The organism is Paractinoplanes maris (assembly GCF_023544465.1).
GTDB classification, from domain to species: domain Bacteria; phylum Actinomycetota; class Actinomycetes; order Mycobacteriales; family Micromonosporaceae; genus Actinoplanes; species Actinoplanes maris.
This window is the reverse complement of sequence record NZ_JALPVL010000006.1, coordinates 132402-147595: the sequence shown is the minus strand read 5'-3', so window position 1 is coordinate 147595 and position 15194 is coordinate 132402. Positions and strand designations below refer to the sequence as shown.

Annotated in this window: 14 protein-coding genes, 2 tRNA genes and 1 other RNA gene; 13 read left to right on the top strand and 4 right to left on the bottom strand. The window is 69.4% G+C overall.

The genetic code is table 11. The annotated features are described in order from the left end of the window. Positions 1–3: 3 nt before the first annotated feature. Both NAG42_RS18640 and NAG42_RS45505 read right to left on the bottom strand, forming a co-directional pair. Positions 4–954, bottom strand: coding sequence for a prephenate dehydrogenase (locus tag NAG42_RS18640; RefSeq protein ID WP_250031639.1), 951 nt, complete (start codon positions 952–954; stop codon positions 4–6). 239 nt (positions 955–1193) lie between these two features. Further along, the gene (locus NAG42_RS45505; protein WP_438872423.1) at positions 1194–1700 is read right to left on the bottom strand and encodes a M23 family metallopeptidase; all 507 of its coding nucleotides are present in this window, start codon (positions 1698–1700) and stop codon (positions 1194–1196) included. A 431-nt stretch (positions 1701–2131) separates the two neighbouring features. Here NAG42_RS45505 and NAG42_RS18630 point away from each other — a divergent pair, with 431 nt between their 5' ends. The 4 genes from NAG42_RS18630 to tadA all read left to right on the top strand — a co-directional run bounded on the left by NAG42_RS18630 (position 2132) and on the right by tadA (position 3812). Next, positions 2132–2461: a hypothetical protein gene (locus NAG42_RS18630; RefSeq protein WP_250032122.1), complete on the top strand. Its 330-nt coding sequence runs from the start codon at positions 2132–2134 to the stop codon at positions 2459–2461. A gap of 126 nt (positions 2462–2587) precedes the next feature. After that, positions 2588–2761 (top strand): hypothetical protein, encoded by a 174-nt coding sequence (locus NAG42_RS18625; RefSeq protein WP_250031637.1) that lies wholly within the window; start codon positions 2588–2590, stop codon positions 2759–2761. A gap of 89 nt (positions 2762–2850) precedes the next feature. Continuing rightward, a complete protein-coding gene (locus tag NAG42_RS18620; protein WP_250031636.1) occupies positions 2851–3363 on the top strand; it encodes a tRNA adenosine deaminase-associated protein in 513 nt (170 codons plus the stop codon). Continuing rightward, a complete protein-coding gene (tadA, locus tag NAG42_RS18615) occupies positions 3360–3812 on the top strand; it encodes a tRNA adenosine(34) deaminase TadA (protein WP_250031635.1) in 453 nt (150 codons plus the stop codon). Before NAG42_RS18620 ends, tadA begins: the two co-directional genes overlap by 4 nt. Positions 3813–3952: 140 nt before the next feature. On the opposite strand, the gene deoD is transcribed toward tadA, so the two are convergent. Beyond that, positions 3953–4669, bottom strand: a complete 717-nt coding sequence (gene deoD, locus NAG42_RS18610) for a purine-nucleoside phosphorylase (protein WP_250031634.1) — start codon at positions 4667–4669, stop codon at positions 3953–3955. Between the two features lie 133 nt (positions 4670–4802). Here deoD and NAG42_RS18605 point away from each other — a divergent pair. The 3 genes from NAG42_RS18605 to NAG42_RS18595 all read left to right on the top strand — a co-directional run bounded on the left by NAG42_RS18605 (position 4803) and on the right by NAG42_RS18595 (position 5936). Further along, positions 4803–4892 (top strand) — tRNA-Ser (locus NAG42_RS18605). Positions 4893–5198: 306 nt separating this feature from the next. Next, complete coding sequence (locus NAG42_RS18600) at positions 5199–5408, top strand: hypothetical protein (protein WP_249999950.1); 210 nt, start codon at positions 5199–5201, stop codon at positions 5406–5408. A gap of 186 nt (positions 5409–5594) precedes the next feature. Further along, entirely contained in the window at positions 5595–5936 is a 342-nt protein-coding gene (locus NAG42_RS18595; protein WP_250031633.1) for an STAS domain-containing protein, read from the top strand. Positions 5937–5986: 50 nt separating this feature from the next. Here the strand turns inward: NAG42_RS18595 and NAG42_RS18590 are convergent. Further along, a tRNA-Ser gene (locus NAG42_RS18590) sits at positions 5987–6074 on the bottom strand. An 81-nt stretch (positions 6075–6155) separates the two neighbouring features. Between NAG42_RS18590 and ffs the strand changes: the two genes are divergently transcribed. From ffs to NAG42_RS18560, 6 genes are all read left to right on the top strand, one after another. Then, positions 6156–6250, top strand: an RNA gene (gene ffs / locus NAG42_RS18585) — signal recognition particle sRNA small type. Between the two features lie 99 nt (positions 6251–6349). Then, complete coding sequence (locus tag NAG42_RS18580; RefSeq protein WP_250031632.1) at positions 6350–10339, top strand: DNA polymerase III subunit gamma and tau; 3990 nt, start codon at positions 6350–6352, stop codon at positions 10337–10339. Between the two features lie 595 nt (positions 10340–10934). Beyond that, entirely contained in the window at positions 10935–11258 is a 324-nt protein-coding gene (locus tag NAG42_RS18575) for a YbaB/EbfC family nucleoid-associated protein (protein ID WP_250031631.1), read from the top strand. Positions 11259–11262: 4 nt separating this feature from the next. Next, on the top strand, positions 11263–11856 hold the full coding sequence (gene recR, locus NAG42_RS18570) for a recombination mediator RecR (protein WP_250031630.1): 594 nt from the start codon (positions 11263–11265) through the stop codon (positions 11854–11856). 411 nt (positions 11857–12267) lie between these two features. Continuing rightward, positions 12268–13272, top strand: a complete 1005-nt coding sequence (locus NAG42_RS18565) for an ABC transporter permease (protein ID WP_250031629.1) — start codon at positions 12268–12270, stop codon at positions 13270–13272. A 92-nt stretch (positions 13273–13364) separates the two neighbouring features. Then, positions 13365–15116, top strand: a complete 1752-nt coding sequence (locus tag NAG42_RS18560) for an ABC transporter substrate-binding protein (RefSeq protein WP_250031628.1) — start codon at positions 13365–13367, stop codon at positions 15114–15116. Positions 15117–15194: the final 78 nt, after the last annotated feature.

The following is a 15194-nucleotide window of genomic DNA, read 5'->3' as shown; positions in this document are numbered from 1 at the left end:
TCCTCAGCGGTTCGCGGTTTCCCTCACCCTAGGAACTATTGCGGTCACTTTCCGGCCGCTTTCACTCACGGCGGTGATCCAGCCACCGGTCCGGCCCAGACCGAGCAGTACGGAGATGTCGGCGGCCACCTCGACCGGCGTGCCGGGAGCGGGCGGCCAGGCTCGGCGCAGCTCCACCGCCGGGCGCAGGACGGGGATCAGCGCGGCCACCGGATCGGGCGCGTCGAGCCGGGCGCGCAGGTCCTGGAGCTCGGCGAGCAGGTGATCGAGCTCTTCCCGGACCGCGACGGCGTTGCCGCCGCACATGGCGGCGATCAGCTCCGCCCGGGTGGCGGCCACCCGGGTGCCGTCCCGGAACGAGCCGGCGGCCAGCGTGGCGGCGGGCGGGTTGTCGTGCAGCCGGCCGGCCAGCGCGGCCGCGGACAGGTGCGGGACGTGGCTGACCTGGGCCACCACCCGGTCGTGCTCGGTCGCGGTCAGTGGGACGACCCGGGCGCCGAGCCCGGTGAAGAGGGTGGCCAGGGTCAGCCAGTCGGGGAGGGCGGTCTCGCCGGGCTCCAGGCAGAGGACCCAGGCGCAGCCGTCGAACAGGGTGGCGTCGGTGGCGGCGAAGCCGGAGGTCTCCTTGCCGGCCATGGGATGACCGCCGACGAAGCGGGGTGGGGCGAGATCGCGTACGGGTCCTTTGACCGACGTGACATCGGTGACCACGCCGGGATAGCCGGTCAGCTCGGCCAGGACCGCCGGCAGCGCCGGCAGCGGAACGGCCAGCACCGCCACGTCGGTGCCGGTCAGGGCGGCGGGCACGGAATCGGCCACCCGCAAGCCCGCGGCGCTCGCTTGGTCCCGGGTGGCCGGGTCGGAGTCGTAGCCGACGACGGTGTGGCCCGCGGCGGTCAGGGCGCGCAGCAACGATCCGCCGATGAGCCCGAGTCCGACGATCGCGATATGCACACCGAAACTTTTGCATATGCCCTGTGGACAGCGGCGCCGCCCGCACCGGTCGACGCTCCACCGCCAAGATCAGCCGTTCGGGCGGTACCAGTCAGCCGTCTTAGCTGCGGTCTTTGTCCGTTTCGCGCCGACCTGGAGCGGGATCCCCGCCCTACGGTGATCACAAGGCTTTCTTCCCGGCAGCACGGGGCCGCACCCTTGGGCGAGGGTGCGGCCCCGTGTGTATCGCCGAAGCTCGGTCAGGCCTTGCAGTTGTGCGAGCGCTTCCAGGCCGCGACCTCGGCGACCGGGCTCTTGGTGCCGCTCTTGCGCCACGAGGCGAGGTACGAGTAGGGCCAGACGACGCCGCGCCGGACCTTCCAGTCGCCGACCTTGGCGCACGGCGGCGAGATGCCGAAGTGCAGGTGGCAGACGTTGTTCGCGTTGCCCGTCCGGCCGACCAGGCCGAGCTGCTGCCCGGCCTTGACGCGGACGCCCTTCTTGATGCCGCTCTGCACCTTGCTCAGGTGGGAGCCGTAGTAGCGCACGCCGTCGTCACCGAGCAGCGACACCGACTTGCCGCCGTTGTTGGGGCCGTCGGGCGAGCCCTTGACGTACTTGTCGGTGAGGCTGATCTCGAGGACCACGCCGCTGGTCGTGGCGACCACCGGTTTCCCGCAGTCGGCGAAGAGGTCGGTCGCCTTGTACTTCGAGTGGGTGGTGTGCCAGTCGACGTTCGACGCCTTGACCGGGAAGACATACGTCACCTTTTTGGCCGGCGGGGCCGAATTCGTCCGGGTCGGCGCCGGTCGCGTCGCCGGGGGACGGGTGCTGGCCAGACCGCCCGCCGACGAAGCGGCCGTCGACCTGGGCGTGACCGGAATCTGTGCCGCCGCCGGGGTCGTCGCGGCCGACGTGGCCGACGTGGCCGCGGGGTCGACGAACTGCGGGGTCGCGCTGGCGTTGCCGCCACCGGAGACGCCGCCGCAGCCGGCCAGGCAGACGGCCAGAACGGTCAAACCGGAGAGGGTACGGAGCAAAGGCACCGAGCCATCGTGGCAGAAGTGAGCCGGTCCTGCCGACCCGCGCTGGTTAGGCTGGCACCTGAGCAGACGTACGGGTGAGTCGGAGGTGGACCGTGACGGACCGGCACGAGGTCTGGCAGACGACCGCACCGTCACCGCATCCGGCCCCGCCGATGCGGGCCCCGTCCGGGTTGTTCCCCGGGTCGTCCCGTCCCACCTACCGCGAGCCCCATCCGGTCGGCGCCGGAGCCTTGCTCGCCGGTCTGGGCGCGGCCTCGGTCTGGCTCGCGCTGTTCGGGGCACTCGGCCGTGACCTGGCCAGTTACGCCTGGTGGACGATTCTGGCCGCGGTCAGCGCCTGGGCCGTCGCGCTGATCCTGACCGCGATCGGCGTCCGCGGGGCCGCTGTCGGTGTGGCACTGGCCAGCGGGCTCGGGTTGTCCATCGCCACCGCTTTCGTGGCCGGCCGGTGGATGTCGACGCACGATTGGCCGCTGTGGTGATTCGTCCGATTCTGACCGGGTTGTCGGCGACCCGATGTGCCGCCCTCGTCGCGGTGCGCACAGGGCGCTGATTCAAAGAACACCGGGGCTTGACTTAAAGACTTGTAAAGGTTCAACCTCGGCTTCATGCCCCCCACATCCCCACGGCTCGATCCCGACCCTGATCGTCGCCGTCGCCGCCTCGAGCTGCTGGCCGCGCTCGCCAGCGCGAAGTCGGCCCGGGAGACCAGACAACCCCAGCGGCTGCGCCGGGCCCGCTTGCGCGAGCTCATCGCCCTGCGTCGTCGCCTGGTCAACTGACTTCGACCGCCCACCAGGCGTGGCGCGCCGCACCCGCCGTTCTTGCCGCTACCGTCACTCGCGAAGACATACGTCGCGTGGGGGGAAAGTTGTCGACATTCGCTGCCGCCGTGGGCCGGGGTAAAAACGGGTGGACGGCGTCCGAGATGGACCTGAGCGGGCTGGCCGACATCGATGAGGTCGTCGACGCGATGCAGGACGTGGAGCCGGACGCCGACGTCACTCTGCTGTTCGTCGAGAGCGACGACCAATATCTGGCCATCCTGCGCCTGGACGAGGGTGAGGACCTGCGGGTCTTCGGCTCCGACTCGGCCTTCGCCGACGAGTCGCGGCTGGGCGCCATGCTGCTGGGTGAGATCGAGGCGCCGGCGCTCGAGATCGACGAGCTGGCCGTGGCCGACGACGAGGAGACCGACAAGCCCGCGGCCGACCCCGACGCCGATCCGGTGGGGGACGCCGACGTGCTGAACGACCTCGGGATCACCGCGCACCGGCTGCTCGGCCTGTGCGGTCAGGAGGGCATGTTGCCGGCCGACGTGACCGCCGAGATCTGCCAGCGCATCGGCTGCGGCGACGAGATGGAAGAGCTGCGCGAGGCGTGAGCCTGGTCGCCTCCCCGCGCCACGAGGCCTGGATGCGGCGGGCGCTCGACGTGGCCGCCGCGGCCGGGGAGGACGTGCCGGTCGGGGCGGTGCTGTTCGACGCCGAGGGCCGGGAGATGGCCGCGGCGGGCAACCAGCGCGAGGCGAGCGGCGACCCGACCGCGCACGCCGAGATCCTGGTGCTCCGGCAGGCCGCCGAACGGGCCGGCACCTGGCGCCTCGACGGCAGCACGCTGGTGGTCACGCTGGAGCCGTGCACGATGTGCGCGGGGGCGCTGGTGCTGGCCCGGGTGTCGACCCTGGTCTTCGGAGCCTGGGAGCCCAAGACCGGAGCGGTGGGGTCGCTCTGGGACGTCGTCCGTGATCGACGTCTCAACCACCGGCCCGAGGTCTATGCGGGCGTGCTCGAGGACGAGTGCGCCACACTCCTGCGCGATTTCTTCCGCTGACCGGGGGGTCACGGCCCTTTCCCGTACGGGATGAGGCCGTGACCGCTGTTGCCCGCTTCACCCCGTACCGGATCGAGCCGTCACCGCAGGGGCCGGCCTTACCTCGTACCGAATAAAGCCGGGATCGCCGCGGTGAGCGCTCAGGAGGCGCCGGAGATCGCGGTTTCGAGGCCGATCCGGACCATGTCGCCGAAGCCCTGCTCGCGCTGGGCCGAGTCCATCTTGGCGCCGGTCTTGATGTGGTCGCTGACGGTCAGGATGGTCAGCGCCCGGGCGCCGTAGCGGGCGGCGATCGTGTAGATCGCGGCCGACTCCATCTCGACCGCCAGCACGCCGTAGTCGGCCAGGGAGTCGTAGAGGTCGGGCCGGTCGGTGTAGAAGGCGTCAGCCGCCAGGATCGGCCCCACCCGCAGCGCGGTGCCCTGCCGCTCGGCCACCTCGACCGCGGTGCGCAACAGAGTGAAGTCGGCCACCGGCGCGTAGTCGATCAGGCCGTCGAAGCGGGACCGGTTCATGTTGGAGTCGGTCGCCGAGCCGATCGCGGCGATCACGTCGCCCAGCTGGAGGTCCGGCGCCAGCGCACCGCACGAGCCGATGCGGATGATCGACTTCACGCCGTACTCGTTGATCAGCTCGTGGGTGTAGATCGACGCCGACGGCATGCCCATGCCCGAGCCCTGCACGGACACCGGGACGCCCTGGTAGGTGCCGGTGTAGCCGAGCATGCCGCGGACCTGGGTGTAGCACTTGGCGTCCTGCAGGAAGGTCTCGGCGATCCACTTCGCCCGCATCGGGTCACCCGGGAGAAGGACCCGCTCGGCGATGTCGCCCGGCTGCCCGCCGATGTGCACGCTCATCGTCCTGTCACTCCTCGCTGATTCGTACCGGTCATACCGCGATCCTGCCAGGTCGGCCCTGCTCGCCCGGGGTCGGAGCGGCAAAGGGGAACCCGGCTGCCGACCCCGCCGGGCGTCCGGTAACCTACTTCGCGGTGGTGTGTCCGAGCGGCCTAAGGAGCACGCCTCGAAAGCGTGTGAGGGTGCAAGCCCTCCAAGGGTTCAAATCCCTTCACCACCGCCAAGAGCCCGGCGGCTCCGTGATCACGGAGCCGCCGGGCTTTCTTTATCATTCGGTGACCTTTCGTCATTGACTCCTAGATCAGGTATCGGATAAGTAACACGGTCGTTTCGACCCCGCGCGACCCCGATCACCAGCTGGTCCGATGACAGACTGTAGTGGCGAGGAGACGGCCCAAAGAACTTCGCTGTCGCGCAAGTCACGAAGGCGAAAACCACCGGATCAGACAATGCGCTTTTAACCACCTGGTGAGAAACTTTCACAAGATAGCCCTGCGCCGATGGCTGCTAACTGTCCTAGATTTGACTCGTGAGAGTTGACAGTCACTGGTGGAATGGTGACGTCCGGCTTGCGCGCCGTGACGTCTACGTCCGCACCGACGGCCAGGCCTGGGAAGTCGAAGCTCAGATGGGCGGACCCGAGGGCAAGTCGAAGGTGCAGCAGTGTCCAGGGCGGGCCTCGGCCATGATCCTGGCGGACGCGTGGCGTGGACCACGCTGGCGGTGGCGCAAGCTGTAAAGCGCCAGGAGCCCAGGCTGTGCCGCAGGCTTGACTTCATCGGCCAGCCGAACTTTCGATGGGGGTCGGATCCTTTGTGGATCTGGCCCCCATTGCGTTCCCCTTCCAGCGGACGGTTTGTCCGGTGACAATTGTTGACGCGGATCTAGCCTGAGTTGCCATCAACAGCGCCAGGAAGCGATTCCCATGCAGGCCACAGTCACCGATCATCGAAGCGACATAGCCGTTCTCCACCTTCGCGGCGAGCTCGACGCCGACACCGCCAACCAGCTCCACGGGACGCTGGCGGAGCTTCTGGAACGACCGGTCCCCCGCATTGTCGTCGACCTGAGCGACCTCAAGTTCTGCGACTCGGTGGGCCTGAGCGCCTTCATCACCAGCAAGCAGGTCATCACAGCGCGTGGTGGCTGGCTCAGTTTCGCCGGCGCCAACCCGTTCCTCAGTCAGCTGATGGAGACGGTCGGCGTACGCCGGTACTTCGCCATCTTTCCCGAGGTCGACGACGCCATCGCGGCCGCTCGACTCTGAACTTCGCAAAAAGAGAGAAGCCGGGCCCTCGGGCCCGGCTTTCTTCGTGATGGCGGAGGATACGAGATTCGAACTCGTGAGGGGTTTCCCCCAACACGCTTTCCAAGCGTGCGCCCTAGGCCACTAGGCGAATCCTCCGTCAGCCAGGATACAGACGCGCGCGTGCCCGCAGACGCAGGGTCCCCGCCCGCGCCGTGCGGGCGCCGGGTAAGCTTCAGGTCAGCCTCTCGTGCGGCGTGCATCTCGTGAACCTCCCCAGGGCCGGAAGGCAGCAAGGATAAGCGGGCTCTGACGGGTGCACGGGAGGCCCTTTACGTTCCGGCAGGCTTCTCCTCACCACCCGGGCGATACCGGGGTTGGTTCTTGTCGTACCTCCGACGGACAATGGCGCGGTCGTCGAGGAGGGGCTGGGAGTGGCACTCGCGCTATATCGCAAGTACCGTCCGCGCACGTTCGCGGAAGTCATCGGCCAGGAGCACGTCACGGAGCCGTTGTCGCAGGCTCTGCGCAGCGGCCGGCTGCACCACGCCTATCTGTTCTCGGGGCCGCGCGGCTGCGGCAAGACGTCCAGCGCGCGCATCCTGGCCCGCTCGCTCAACTGTGAGCAGGGGCCGACGCCCGAGCCGTGCGGGGTGTGCGGCTCGTGCCGCTCGCTCGCCAACGACGGCACCGGGTCGATCGACGTCATCGAGATCGACGCGGCCAGCCACGGCGGTGTCGACGACGCCCGTGAGCTGCGGGAAAAGGCGTTCTTCGCGCCGGCCAGCAGCCGCTACAAGATCTATGTCATCGACGAGGCCCACATGGTCTCGCCGGCCGGGTTCAACGCGCTGCTCAAGCTCGTCGAGGAGCCGCCGGAGTACGTGAAGTTCATCTTCGCCACCACCGAGCCGGAAAAGGTGCTCGGCACCATCCGGTCCCGCACCCACCACTACCCGTTCCGGCTCATCCCGCCCGCGGTGCTGCGTCCCTACCTGCAGCAGCTCGCCGACGCCGAGGGCATCCAGGTCGAGCCGTCGGTGTTCCCGCTCGTGGTGCGATCCGGCGGGGGCAGCGCGCGCGACACGCTGTCGGTGCTCGACCAGCTGATCGCCGGCGCGGGGCCCGAGGGCGTCAGCTACGCCCGGGCGGTCGCACTGCTCGGCGTCACCGACGTCACGCTGCTCGACGAGATGTGCGACGCGCTGGCCGCGGGCGACGGGGCGGCGGCCTATTCGACGATCGACCGGGTGGCCGAGGCCGGCCACGACCCGCGGCGGTTCGCGTCCGACCTGCTCGAGCGCTTCCGCGACCTGATCGTGCTCCAGCAGGTGCCCGACGCGGTGTCCAAGGGCCTGATCGACGGTCCGTCCGACCAGCTCGAGACGATGGGCGCCCAGGCGGCTCGGCTCGGCCCGGCGACACTTTCCCGCTGCGCCGACATCGTGCACAACGGCCTGGTCGAGATGCGCGGCACGACGGCGCCGCGGCTGCTGCTCGAGCTGGTGACCGCACGCATGCTGCTGCCCGGGGCCGAGGACTCGACCGGGGCGCTGTTGCAGCGTCTCGAGCGCATGGAGCGCCGCATGGCCCTCGGCGGGGAACCGTTGCCGGCGGCCGAGGTATCGGCCCCGAGTGTTGCGTCCGCGCCGGCGGTTACCGCGCCGGCGTCGCCTGGGTCGTCGGCTGCGGAGGGTGCTCCGGCCGCTGACGGGGCTGGGCGGTCCGCTGCTCGGGCTGCGGCCATGGCTGCCGCTCGGCGGGCCTCCGGCGGTGGCGGGCGGCCGGGTGCGGCCCAGTCGCCGGTGGGTGCTGCGGCTCCGGCGGCTGAGCTGGGTTCTGCTGCGTCGGCAGGCTCCCTGGAGTCTGCTGCTTCAGCGGCCGGTCCGGTGCCCGCTGCTGCGCCGGTTTCAGCTGTTCCGGCGGCTGCGCCAGGATCTGCTGCGCAGGGTTCTGACTTGTCAGCGTCCGCCGCTTCGGCGGCTGCTCCGGTGTCGGCGGCGCCGGTCGATGCTGCACCCGTGTCGGCTGCTCCAGTCTCTGCTGCTCCGGTGTCCGGCGCATCGGCGGCTGCTCCGGTTTCTGCTGCCCCGGTGGACCCGGGTACTGGGCCGGACTGGAATGAGGTCGCGGACGGTGGCCACGGCGGTGCGCCGGGCGCGGGGGCGGGTCGCGGTGGGCCGGTTGCCGAGCTTGATGACGAAGAACCGCCGTGGGACGACGAGCCCGAGCCACACGATCACTCCGCTCGAAGTGGTGGCTCTGCTGCCGCCGCGCCGGCCGCGCCGTCCGTGCAACCGGCGTCTTCCGGACGAACGGCGCCTTCGGCGCAGGCAGCACCTTCCGGGCAAGCGGCGTCTCCTGCGCAGGCAGCCTCTTCCGCGCAGGCGGGGTCTTCTGCGCAGGCAGCGTCTTCTGCCCCAGCAGCGTCCGCGCAGGTAGCCCCTTCCGCGCAGGCGGGGTCTTCTGCGCAAGCAGCATCTCCCGCGCAAGCAGCACCTTCCGCGACGGCGGCCGTTGACGACGTGCCCGCGCCCGACAGCGATGTGACCGCGCGGACGGTTGAGGCTGCGGCGGCCCCTCAGGGGCGGCGTAGCGAGCCGGCCGGGGTGCTGCCGGATGCGCCTGAAGAACCAGGTGCGGCAGCGGTCGAGGCGGTCGCGGCCGGGCCGGGTCAGTTGACGGCGCACGCTGTGCGGCAGGTCTGGCCCGAGGTGCTGGCCGAGATCAGGAAGCAGCCGCGCGGTGTGGTGCTGCGAGCGATGGCCGCCGACGCCACCGTGCGGGAGCTGGAAGGTGAGACGGTCGTTCTCACCGTGCCTTCTCCCCGGCACGCGCAGGGGATCACCCAGGGCGCGGCTCTCATCGTCAACGCGCTCTACGAGGTGCTCGGCGGTCAGTGGCAGGTTCGCTGCGAGGTCGCGGGGTCGGCGGGCGCTACGCCCTACGGTTCCGCGCCCGGCGGCGGTGGGCGCGGGCCGGGTCGCAGCCCGGCCGCGCCGACCCAGCGGCCCGATGGGGGCGGGCAGCGGCAGGCTCCGGCCCGAGCGGCCGCGGCACCGTCGACCGTGGCTCCCTCCGGCGCGGCGCCCTCGGGTGCGGCGCAGCAGGCGGCCCAGCCGGCCGGTGCCGGGCGAGCCCCGCACACCCAGCGACGTCAGCCGGAGGCCCCGGCTTCCGGCGGCGACGACGAATGGCCGGAGCCGGCCCGTCCGGGTGGCTCCTCCACCGTTCCGGCGCCGGTTGCCGAGGACAATGACGACGAATGGCCTGAGGTCCGCGCGATCCCGACGAGCCCACCGGCCCGATCGGACGAGCAGAGCGCTGCGCCCACGGTCCCAAGCGGTGCGGAGCCGCCCGGCAACGCCGACTCGAACAGTGTCGGCACGGTTACTGGCGAGGCGCCAACGCGAGTGGACCCTCACAACCCGGATGCTGCCGGGAGCGGCACCGGCGAGGGCGGTCCCGGCGCGCTGCCTCCTGCTTCGGGCAGCCGGTTGCCAACGACAGGCGCTGCCGACGGCACCGAAGCCCGTGGCTTAGGCAGCACGAACGCCAGTCCGGAGGGATCCCATGGCGGCTCGGTCGACGGCCACGGCCCGGCCGACCCGGGAAGCGTCGCGACCGTCGGCGCCGCGCCGAGCGGCGATGCCGCCACGGTCGGTGAGATCTCGGAAGAGTCGTGGGCGGGCGACGGCCGATCAGGTAGCGGGTCAGCAGCCGACGGCCGATCAGGTAGCGGGTCAGCAGCCGACGGCCGACCAGGTGGCGGGTCAGCGGGCGACGGCCGATCAGGTGGCGGGTCAGCGGGCGATGGCCGATCAGGTGGCGGGTCAGCAGGCGACGGCCGACCGGGAGGCGGGTCAGCAGGCGACCGCCGATCAGGTGACGAGTCGGCGGGTCCGAGGGCAGGCGATGGACCGGCCCGACCGGATGTCGAAACTTCGCCGAGCACAGGCGGTGCCGCTGCTGGTGGGAACGCAGCCATCGCCGCGGCTCGGGCTGCGGCGGCTCGGGCCGCAGCCAACGCCGCGCGTACGTCGCCGGGTGCTGCCGGCGCGGCGGGTGCGAGTGGCGCGGCTGGTGGTGGGTCGACGGCCTCGGCCGGAGGACGTAACTCCGGACCGGGGAGTGGCCTGGCCGCGGCTCGCGCTGCGGCGGCCGGGGCACGCGGACCGTCGGGAGGTCGGCCGGGGGCCAAGCCGGCCGGCGAAGCTTGGGCCGACGGTTCGCCGACTGAGGAAGCGCCCTACGACCCCGAGTTCGACGGGCCGCCCTCGGGGACGAAGTTCGAGGGCTTCGATCCGGGAGACGAACCGCTGGATGACGTGATCGACGAGAAGACCGCACGGGAGAGCAGCGAGCAACTGGCGATGCGACTTCTGCAGGAGGCGTTCGGCGCAGAGAAGATCGGCGAGAGCTGACACCAGCTCTGAGTGGGCGGGCTCGCCGGCAGCGCCCATGGGCGGCTCGTGGTTGACGACGCTGGCTGTGGGCGGTCGGGCTTGTGGGGCGCCGGCTCGGAGTGGTTGGGCTGGCTGTGGGTGGTCGGGGCTTGTGGGCAGCGGCTCGGAGCGGTCAGGCTGGCTGGCGCTGGCTGTGAGTGGTCGGGCTGGTGGGCGTCGGCTGTGGGTGGCTGGGGTTGAGGGCAGTGGCTGCGGGCCGGTCGGGTTGGTGGGCGTGGGTGGCTGGGGTTGAGGGCAGTGACTGCGGGCCGGTCGGGCTGGTGGGCGTCGGCTGTGGGTGGCTGGGCTCGTAAGCGGCTCTGAGCTGTCGGACCCTGTGACACCGGTCGTGAGCGGGCTAGCTCATTGATCTCGGCCTGAACTCGGGTGCCGGGGTGGTGGGTTCTGCCGCTGGGTGCGGTGGGGTGTCGGGTGTGGCTTGTGGTGTCGGTGGGGCGGGTGGCGGCTACGCTGGGCGGCGGTCGCGTTCGGCTCGGCGGTGGTGATCGATGGGCTTCAGCGTGGTCACTGGTCTTGAGCGGACAACACACAAGCGGATATGAGGAGCGGTGCCATGCGCCCGGGCGGACAGCCGAACATGCAGCAGATCATGAAGCAGGCGCAGAAGATGCAGCAGCAGGTGGCGGAGGCGCAGGCCGAGCTGGCCGCGGCCGAGCTGACCGGCACCGCGGGTGGTGGGCTGGTGACCGTCGTCGTGACGGGGCTGGGGGAGTACAAGTCGGTGAAGATCGACCCCAAGGCCGTCGACGCGGATGACGTCGAGACGCTGGAGGACCTCGTGCTCGCCGCGATCCACAACGCCGCCGAGGCTCAGCGGGAGCTCACCGAGCAGAAGATGGGGCCGGCCACCGGTGGCTTGACCCTGCCAGGGTTCTGATCGCGTGTATGAAGGTGCCATCCAGGACCTGATCGACGAGCTGGGGCGGCTGCCGGGCGTGGGCCCGAAAAGCGCCCAGCGGATCGCTTTTCACGTCCTGTCCGCGGACCCGGCCGACGTCAACCGGCTGTCCACCGCCTTGCGCAAGGTCAAGGAGCTGGTGCGTTTCTGCACCACCTGCTTCAACGTGGCCGAGTCGGAGCAGTGCCGGGTCTGCCGCGACCCCCGCCGGACGAACGAGGTGCTCTGTGTCGTCGAGGAGCCCAAGGACGTCGTGGCGATCGAGCGGACCGGCGAGTTCCGGGGCCGCTATCACGTGCTGGGCGGGGCCATCAATCCGCTCGAGGGCATCGGCCCCGACAACCTGCGCATCCGCGAGTTGCTGATGCGACTGGGCAGCGGTGAGGTCAAGGAGTTGATTCTCGCCACCGACCCGAACACCGAGGGTGAAGCCACCGCGACCTATCTGGCATTGATGATCAAGCCGATGGGGATTGCCGTCACACGACTGGCCAGTGGTCTGCCGGTTGGCGGTGACCTGGAGTACGCCGATGAGATCACTCTCGGTCGTGCCTTCGAGGGGCGTCGAGCCGTCTAGCCGTACGTGGGGTGATCGGATGATCACAAGGCGATAGCATTTTCGCCCGGAATCGCTGCTTGCAGGCCATCTACGCGGTAGTTTCCGTTTGGTCGGAGCCGCAGGTCACGGTCACATCACGGCGGGGACACGGAACCGGACGTGTGCGGTCCGTGAACTTGACCTGAAGCCCCGGATTAGGTGAGTGTTCCTTCCGATGGCGGCACACCCGCCGTCGAGTGCCTTCGTGGCGTGGGTCTGATCTGACCGTCACGCGACGAGGGTCGGCACTCGAGGCATGCGATAACCGATCGGTTGCCGTTCGCTGCGTGGGCCATCGCCCTCTGGTCTCGCGGGTTCTTTGCCGAACCCTGCGCACCGGTGGCCGTGGACTCATGCTCGTCCGGTCGCCGGGAGAGGACCGGCGCTTAGATGTCGCTAGGCCCAGAGGCGTCGATCAAGGACGACACGACGACGCCTACTGCCGACGCGGCCGACGATCGCACAGGCGACAAGGCGATCACAGGTCGATCGCTCAAGCAGATCGCCTGGCGTCGGCTCAAGAAGGACAAGGTGGCGATCGCGGGTGGCATCGTTGTCATCTTCCTGATCGTCGTCGCCATCCTGGCTCCGGTGCTCTCCAAGTGGTTCGGGCATCCGATCGACGAGTACCACATCGATCAGATCGACCCCACCTTCAGCACGCCGATCGGCAAGCTCGGCGGCATCAGCCGCGAGTTCCTGTTCGGCGTCGAGCCCACCTCCGGCCGCGACGTCTTCAGCCGCATTCTGTACGGCGCGCAGACCTCGCTCTCGGTCGCTTTCCTGTCGGCGTTCGTGTCGACGCTCATCGGCACCGTCTTCGGTCTGGCCGCCGGCTTCCTCGGCGGCTGGGTCGACACCGTGATCAGCCGGATCATGGACTTCCTGCTGGCGTTCCCGCAGCTGCTGTTCGCGATCGCGCTCGTCTCGGTGCTGCCCGACTCGTTCCTGGGCCTGGGTGACCGATGGTCCCGGGTCGGTGTGCTGGTCGGCGTCATCGGCTTCTTCGGCTGGCCGTACATCGGCCGCATCGTCCGCGGTCAGACCCTGTCGCTGCGGGAACGTGAGTTCGTCGAGGCCTCGCGCAGCATGGGCGCCCGCTCCGGCCGCATCCTGTTCAAGGAACTGCTGCCCAACCTGGCCGCCCCGATCCTCGTCTACGCGACGTTGATCATCCCGACCAACATCCTGACCGAGGCCGCGCTCAGCTTCCTCGGCGTGGGCATCCCGCCGCCGAACCCGTCCTGGGGCGGCATGTTGTCGGACGCGGTGACCTTCTACTCGATCGACCCCATGTACATGATCATTCCGGGCGGAATGATCTTCATTACCGTGCTGGCCTTCAATCTCTTCGGTGATGGCCTGCGCGACGCGCTCGACCCGAAGGCTCGCTGAGCGCCGAGGGTCATGGAACTGCATTTCCCGCGGACCGGCCGGGTTCGCTGTTCGAGGAGGTAGGAGAACAGGTGGCAAGCAAGAAAAGGGTGATGGCGGCCGCAGGTATCGCCGTCACGCTCGGGCTGACCACCGCCGCGTGCGGTGGCAGCTCGGACAGCGATGACAACAAGGGCTCCTCGGGGTCAGAGGCCGGCTACAACGCGGCCATTACGAACGTGGTCAACCCCAGCACCACCAAGGGCGGAACGCTCAACCTCTGGTCGTCGCAGGATGCTGACTCGTGGGACCCGGTTCGCGGTTACTACGCGTTCGTCTGGAACCTGAACCGTCTCTACACCCGCAAGCTGGTCGACTACACGGCCACCCCGGGCAAGGAGGGCCTCAAGCTCACGCCCGACCTGGCCGCCGCCGAGCCGGAGGTCAGCGCGGACAAGCTGACCTACACGTTCAAGCTGCGGGACGGCATCAAGTTCGACGACGGCAGCGCGATCACGTCGAAGGACATCAAGTACGGCATCGAGCGGGTCTGGGCCAGCGACGTCCTCTCGGGCGGCCCGGTCTACCTGCCCGGCGTGCTCGACCAGGGCCAGAACTACAAGGGCCCGTACAAGGACACGGACCCCAACAAGCTGGGTCTGAAGTCGGTCACGACGCCGGACGACAAGACCATCACCTTCAAGCTGGCCAAGCCGAGCGGTGACTTCCTGTACCTGCTCGCCATGCCCGGCTCGGGCCCGGTGCCGCAGAAGCGGGACACCGGCGCGCAGTACGGCAAGAAGCCGGCCGCGTCCGGCCCGTACATGTTCAAGGACATCCAGCCCGGCAAGAGCGCGTCGTGGGTCCGCAACCCCAACTGGGACCAGGCCACCGACCCGATCCGTAAGGCTCTGCCGGACGCGATCAACCTGACCATCACCACGAACCCCGACGACCTGGACAGCCGTCTGCTGGCCGGCACCGCCGACCTCGACGTCGGCCAGGTCGGCGTGCAGGCCGCGGCTCGCACCAAGCTGCTCAGCGACCCGAACCTGAAGAAGAACGCCGACAACCCGGTGTCCGGCTTCCTGCGGTACGCGGGCATCACCTCGGTCGCGCCGCTGAACAACGTCGAGTGCCGCAAGGCCGTGATCTACGCGGCCGACCCGACCGCCCTCCAGGCCGCCTTCGGTGGCCCGCTGGCCGCCGGTGACATCGGCACCAGCATGCTGCCGGAGAACATCGCGGGTTCGGACGCCAACTACGACCCGTTCAACCGCAAGCAGGGCAAGCCGCAGGTCGACAAGGCCAAGGAAGCTCTGACCAAGTGCGGGCAGCCGAACGGCTTCAACCTGACCATCACCGCGCGTAACAACCGCGCGGCCGAGGTCAAGGCGGCCGAGGCCCTGCAGGCTTCGCTGAAGGCCGTGGGCATCACCGCCAAGATCGACCAGTACGACGGTGCGCAGCAAGCGTCGATCACCGGTTCGCCCGACAACGTGAAGAAGAAGGGCTACGGGATCATCATGGCCGCCTGGGCGGCCGACTACCCGACCGGCTCCGGCTACATGCAGCCGCTCGCGGACAGCCGCTTCATCCCGGCCAACGGCAACTACAACCTGCCGGAGATCAAGGACAAGGCGATCGACGACCTCTTCGACAAGGCCAACCTCGAGGCCGACCCGACGAAGGCCGCGGAGTACTACAAGCAGATCAACACCAAGATCATGGAGGGTGCTTACTACCTTCCCGTGGTCTCCGCCAAGGCGCTCAACTACCGCAACCCGCGGCTGACGAACGTCTACATCCACGACACCTTCGGCCAGGTCGACTTCCAGGCTCTCGGCGTCAGCGACGGCAAGTAAGAAGCGACAGCAAGTAAGAAGCGACGGCAAGTAAGAACGGCAAGGCCGAACCGTCCACAGGTATTTCGAAGGGTTGGT

Coding starts and splice junctions, on each gene's coding strand:
- NAG42_RS18630 (WP_250032122.1), top strand. CDS start 2,132: ATGCGGGCCCCGTCCGGGTTGTTCCCCGGGTCGTCCCGTCCCACCTAC.
- NAG42_RS18625 (WP_250031637.1), top strand. CDS start 2,588: ATGCCCCCCACATCCCCACGGCTCGATCCCGACCCTGATCGTCGCCGT.
- deoD (WP_250031634.1), bottom strand. CDS start 4,669: ATGAGCGTGCACATCGGCGGGCAGCCGGGCGACATCGCCGAGCGGGTC.
- NAG42_RS18595 (WP_250031633.1), top strand. CDS start 5,595: ATGCAGGCCACAGTCACCGATCATCGAAGCGACATAGCCGTTCTCCAC.
- NAG42_RS18575 (WP_250031631.1), top strand. CDS start 10,935: ATGCGCCCGGGCGGACAGCCGAACATGCAGCAGATCATGAAGCAGGCG.
- NAG42_RS18565 (WP_250031629.1), top strand. CDS start 12,268: ATGTCGCTAGGCCCAGAGGCGTCGATCAAGGACGACACGACGACGCCT.
- NAG42_RS18560 (WP_250031628.1), top strand. CDS start 13,365: ATGGCGGCCGCAGGTATCGCCGTCACGCTCGGGCTGACCACCGCCGCG.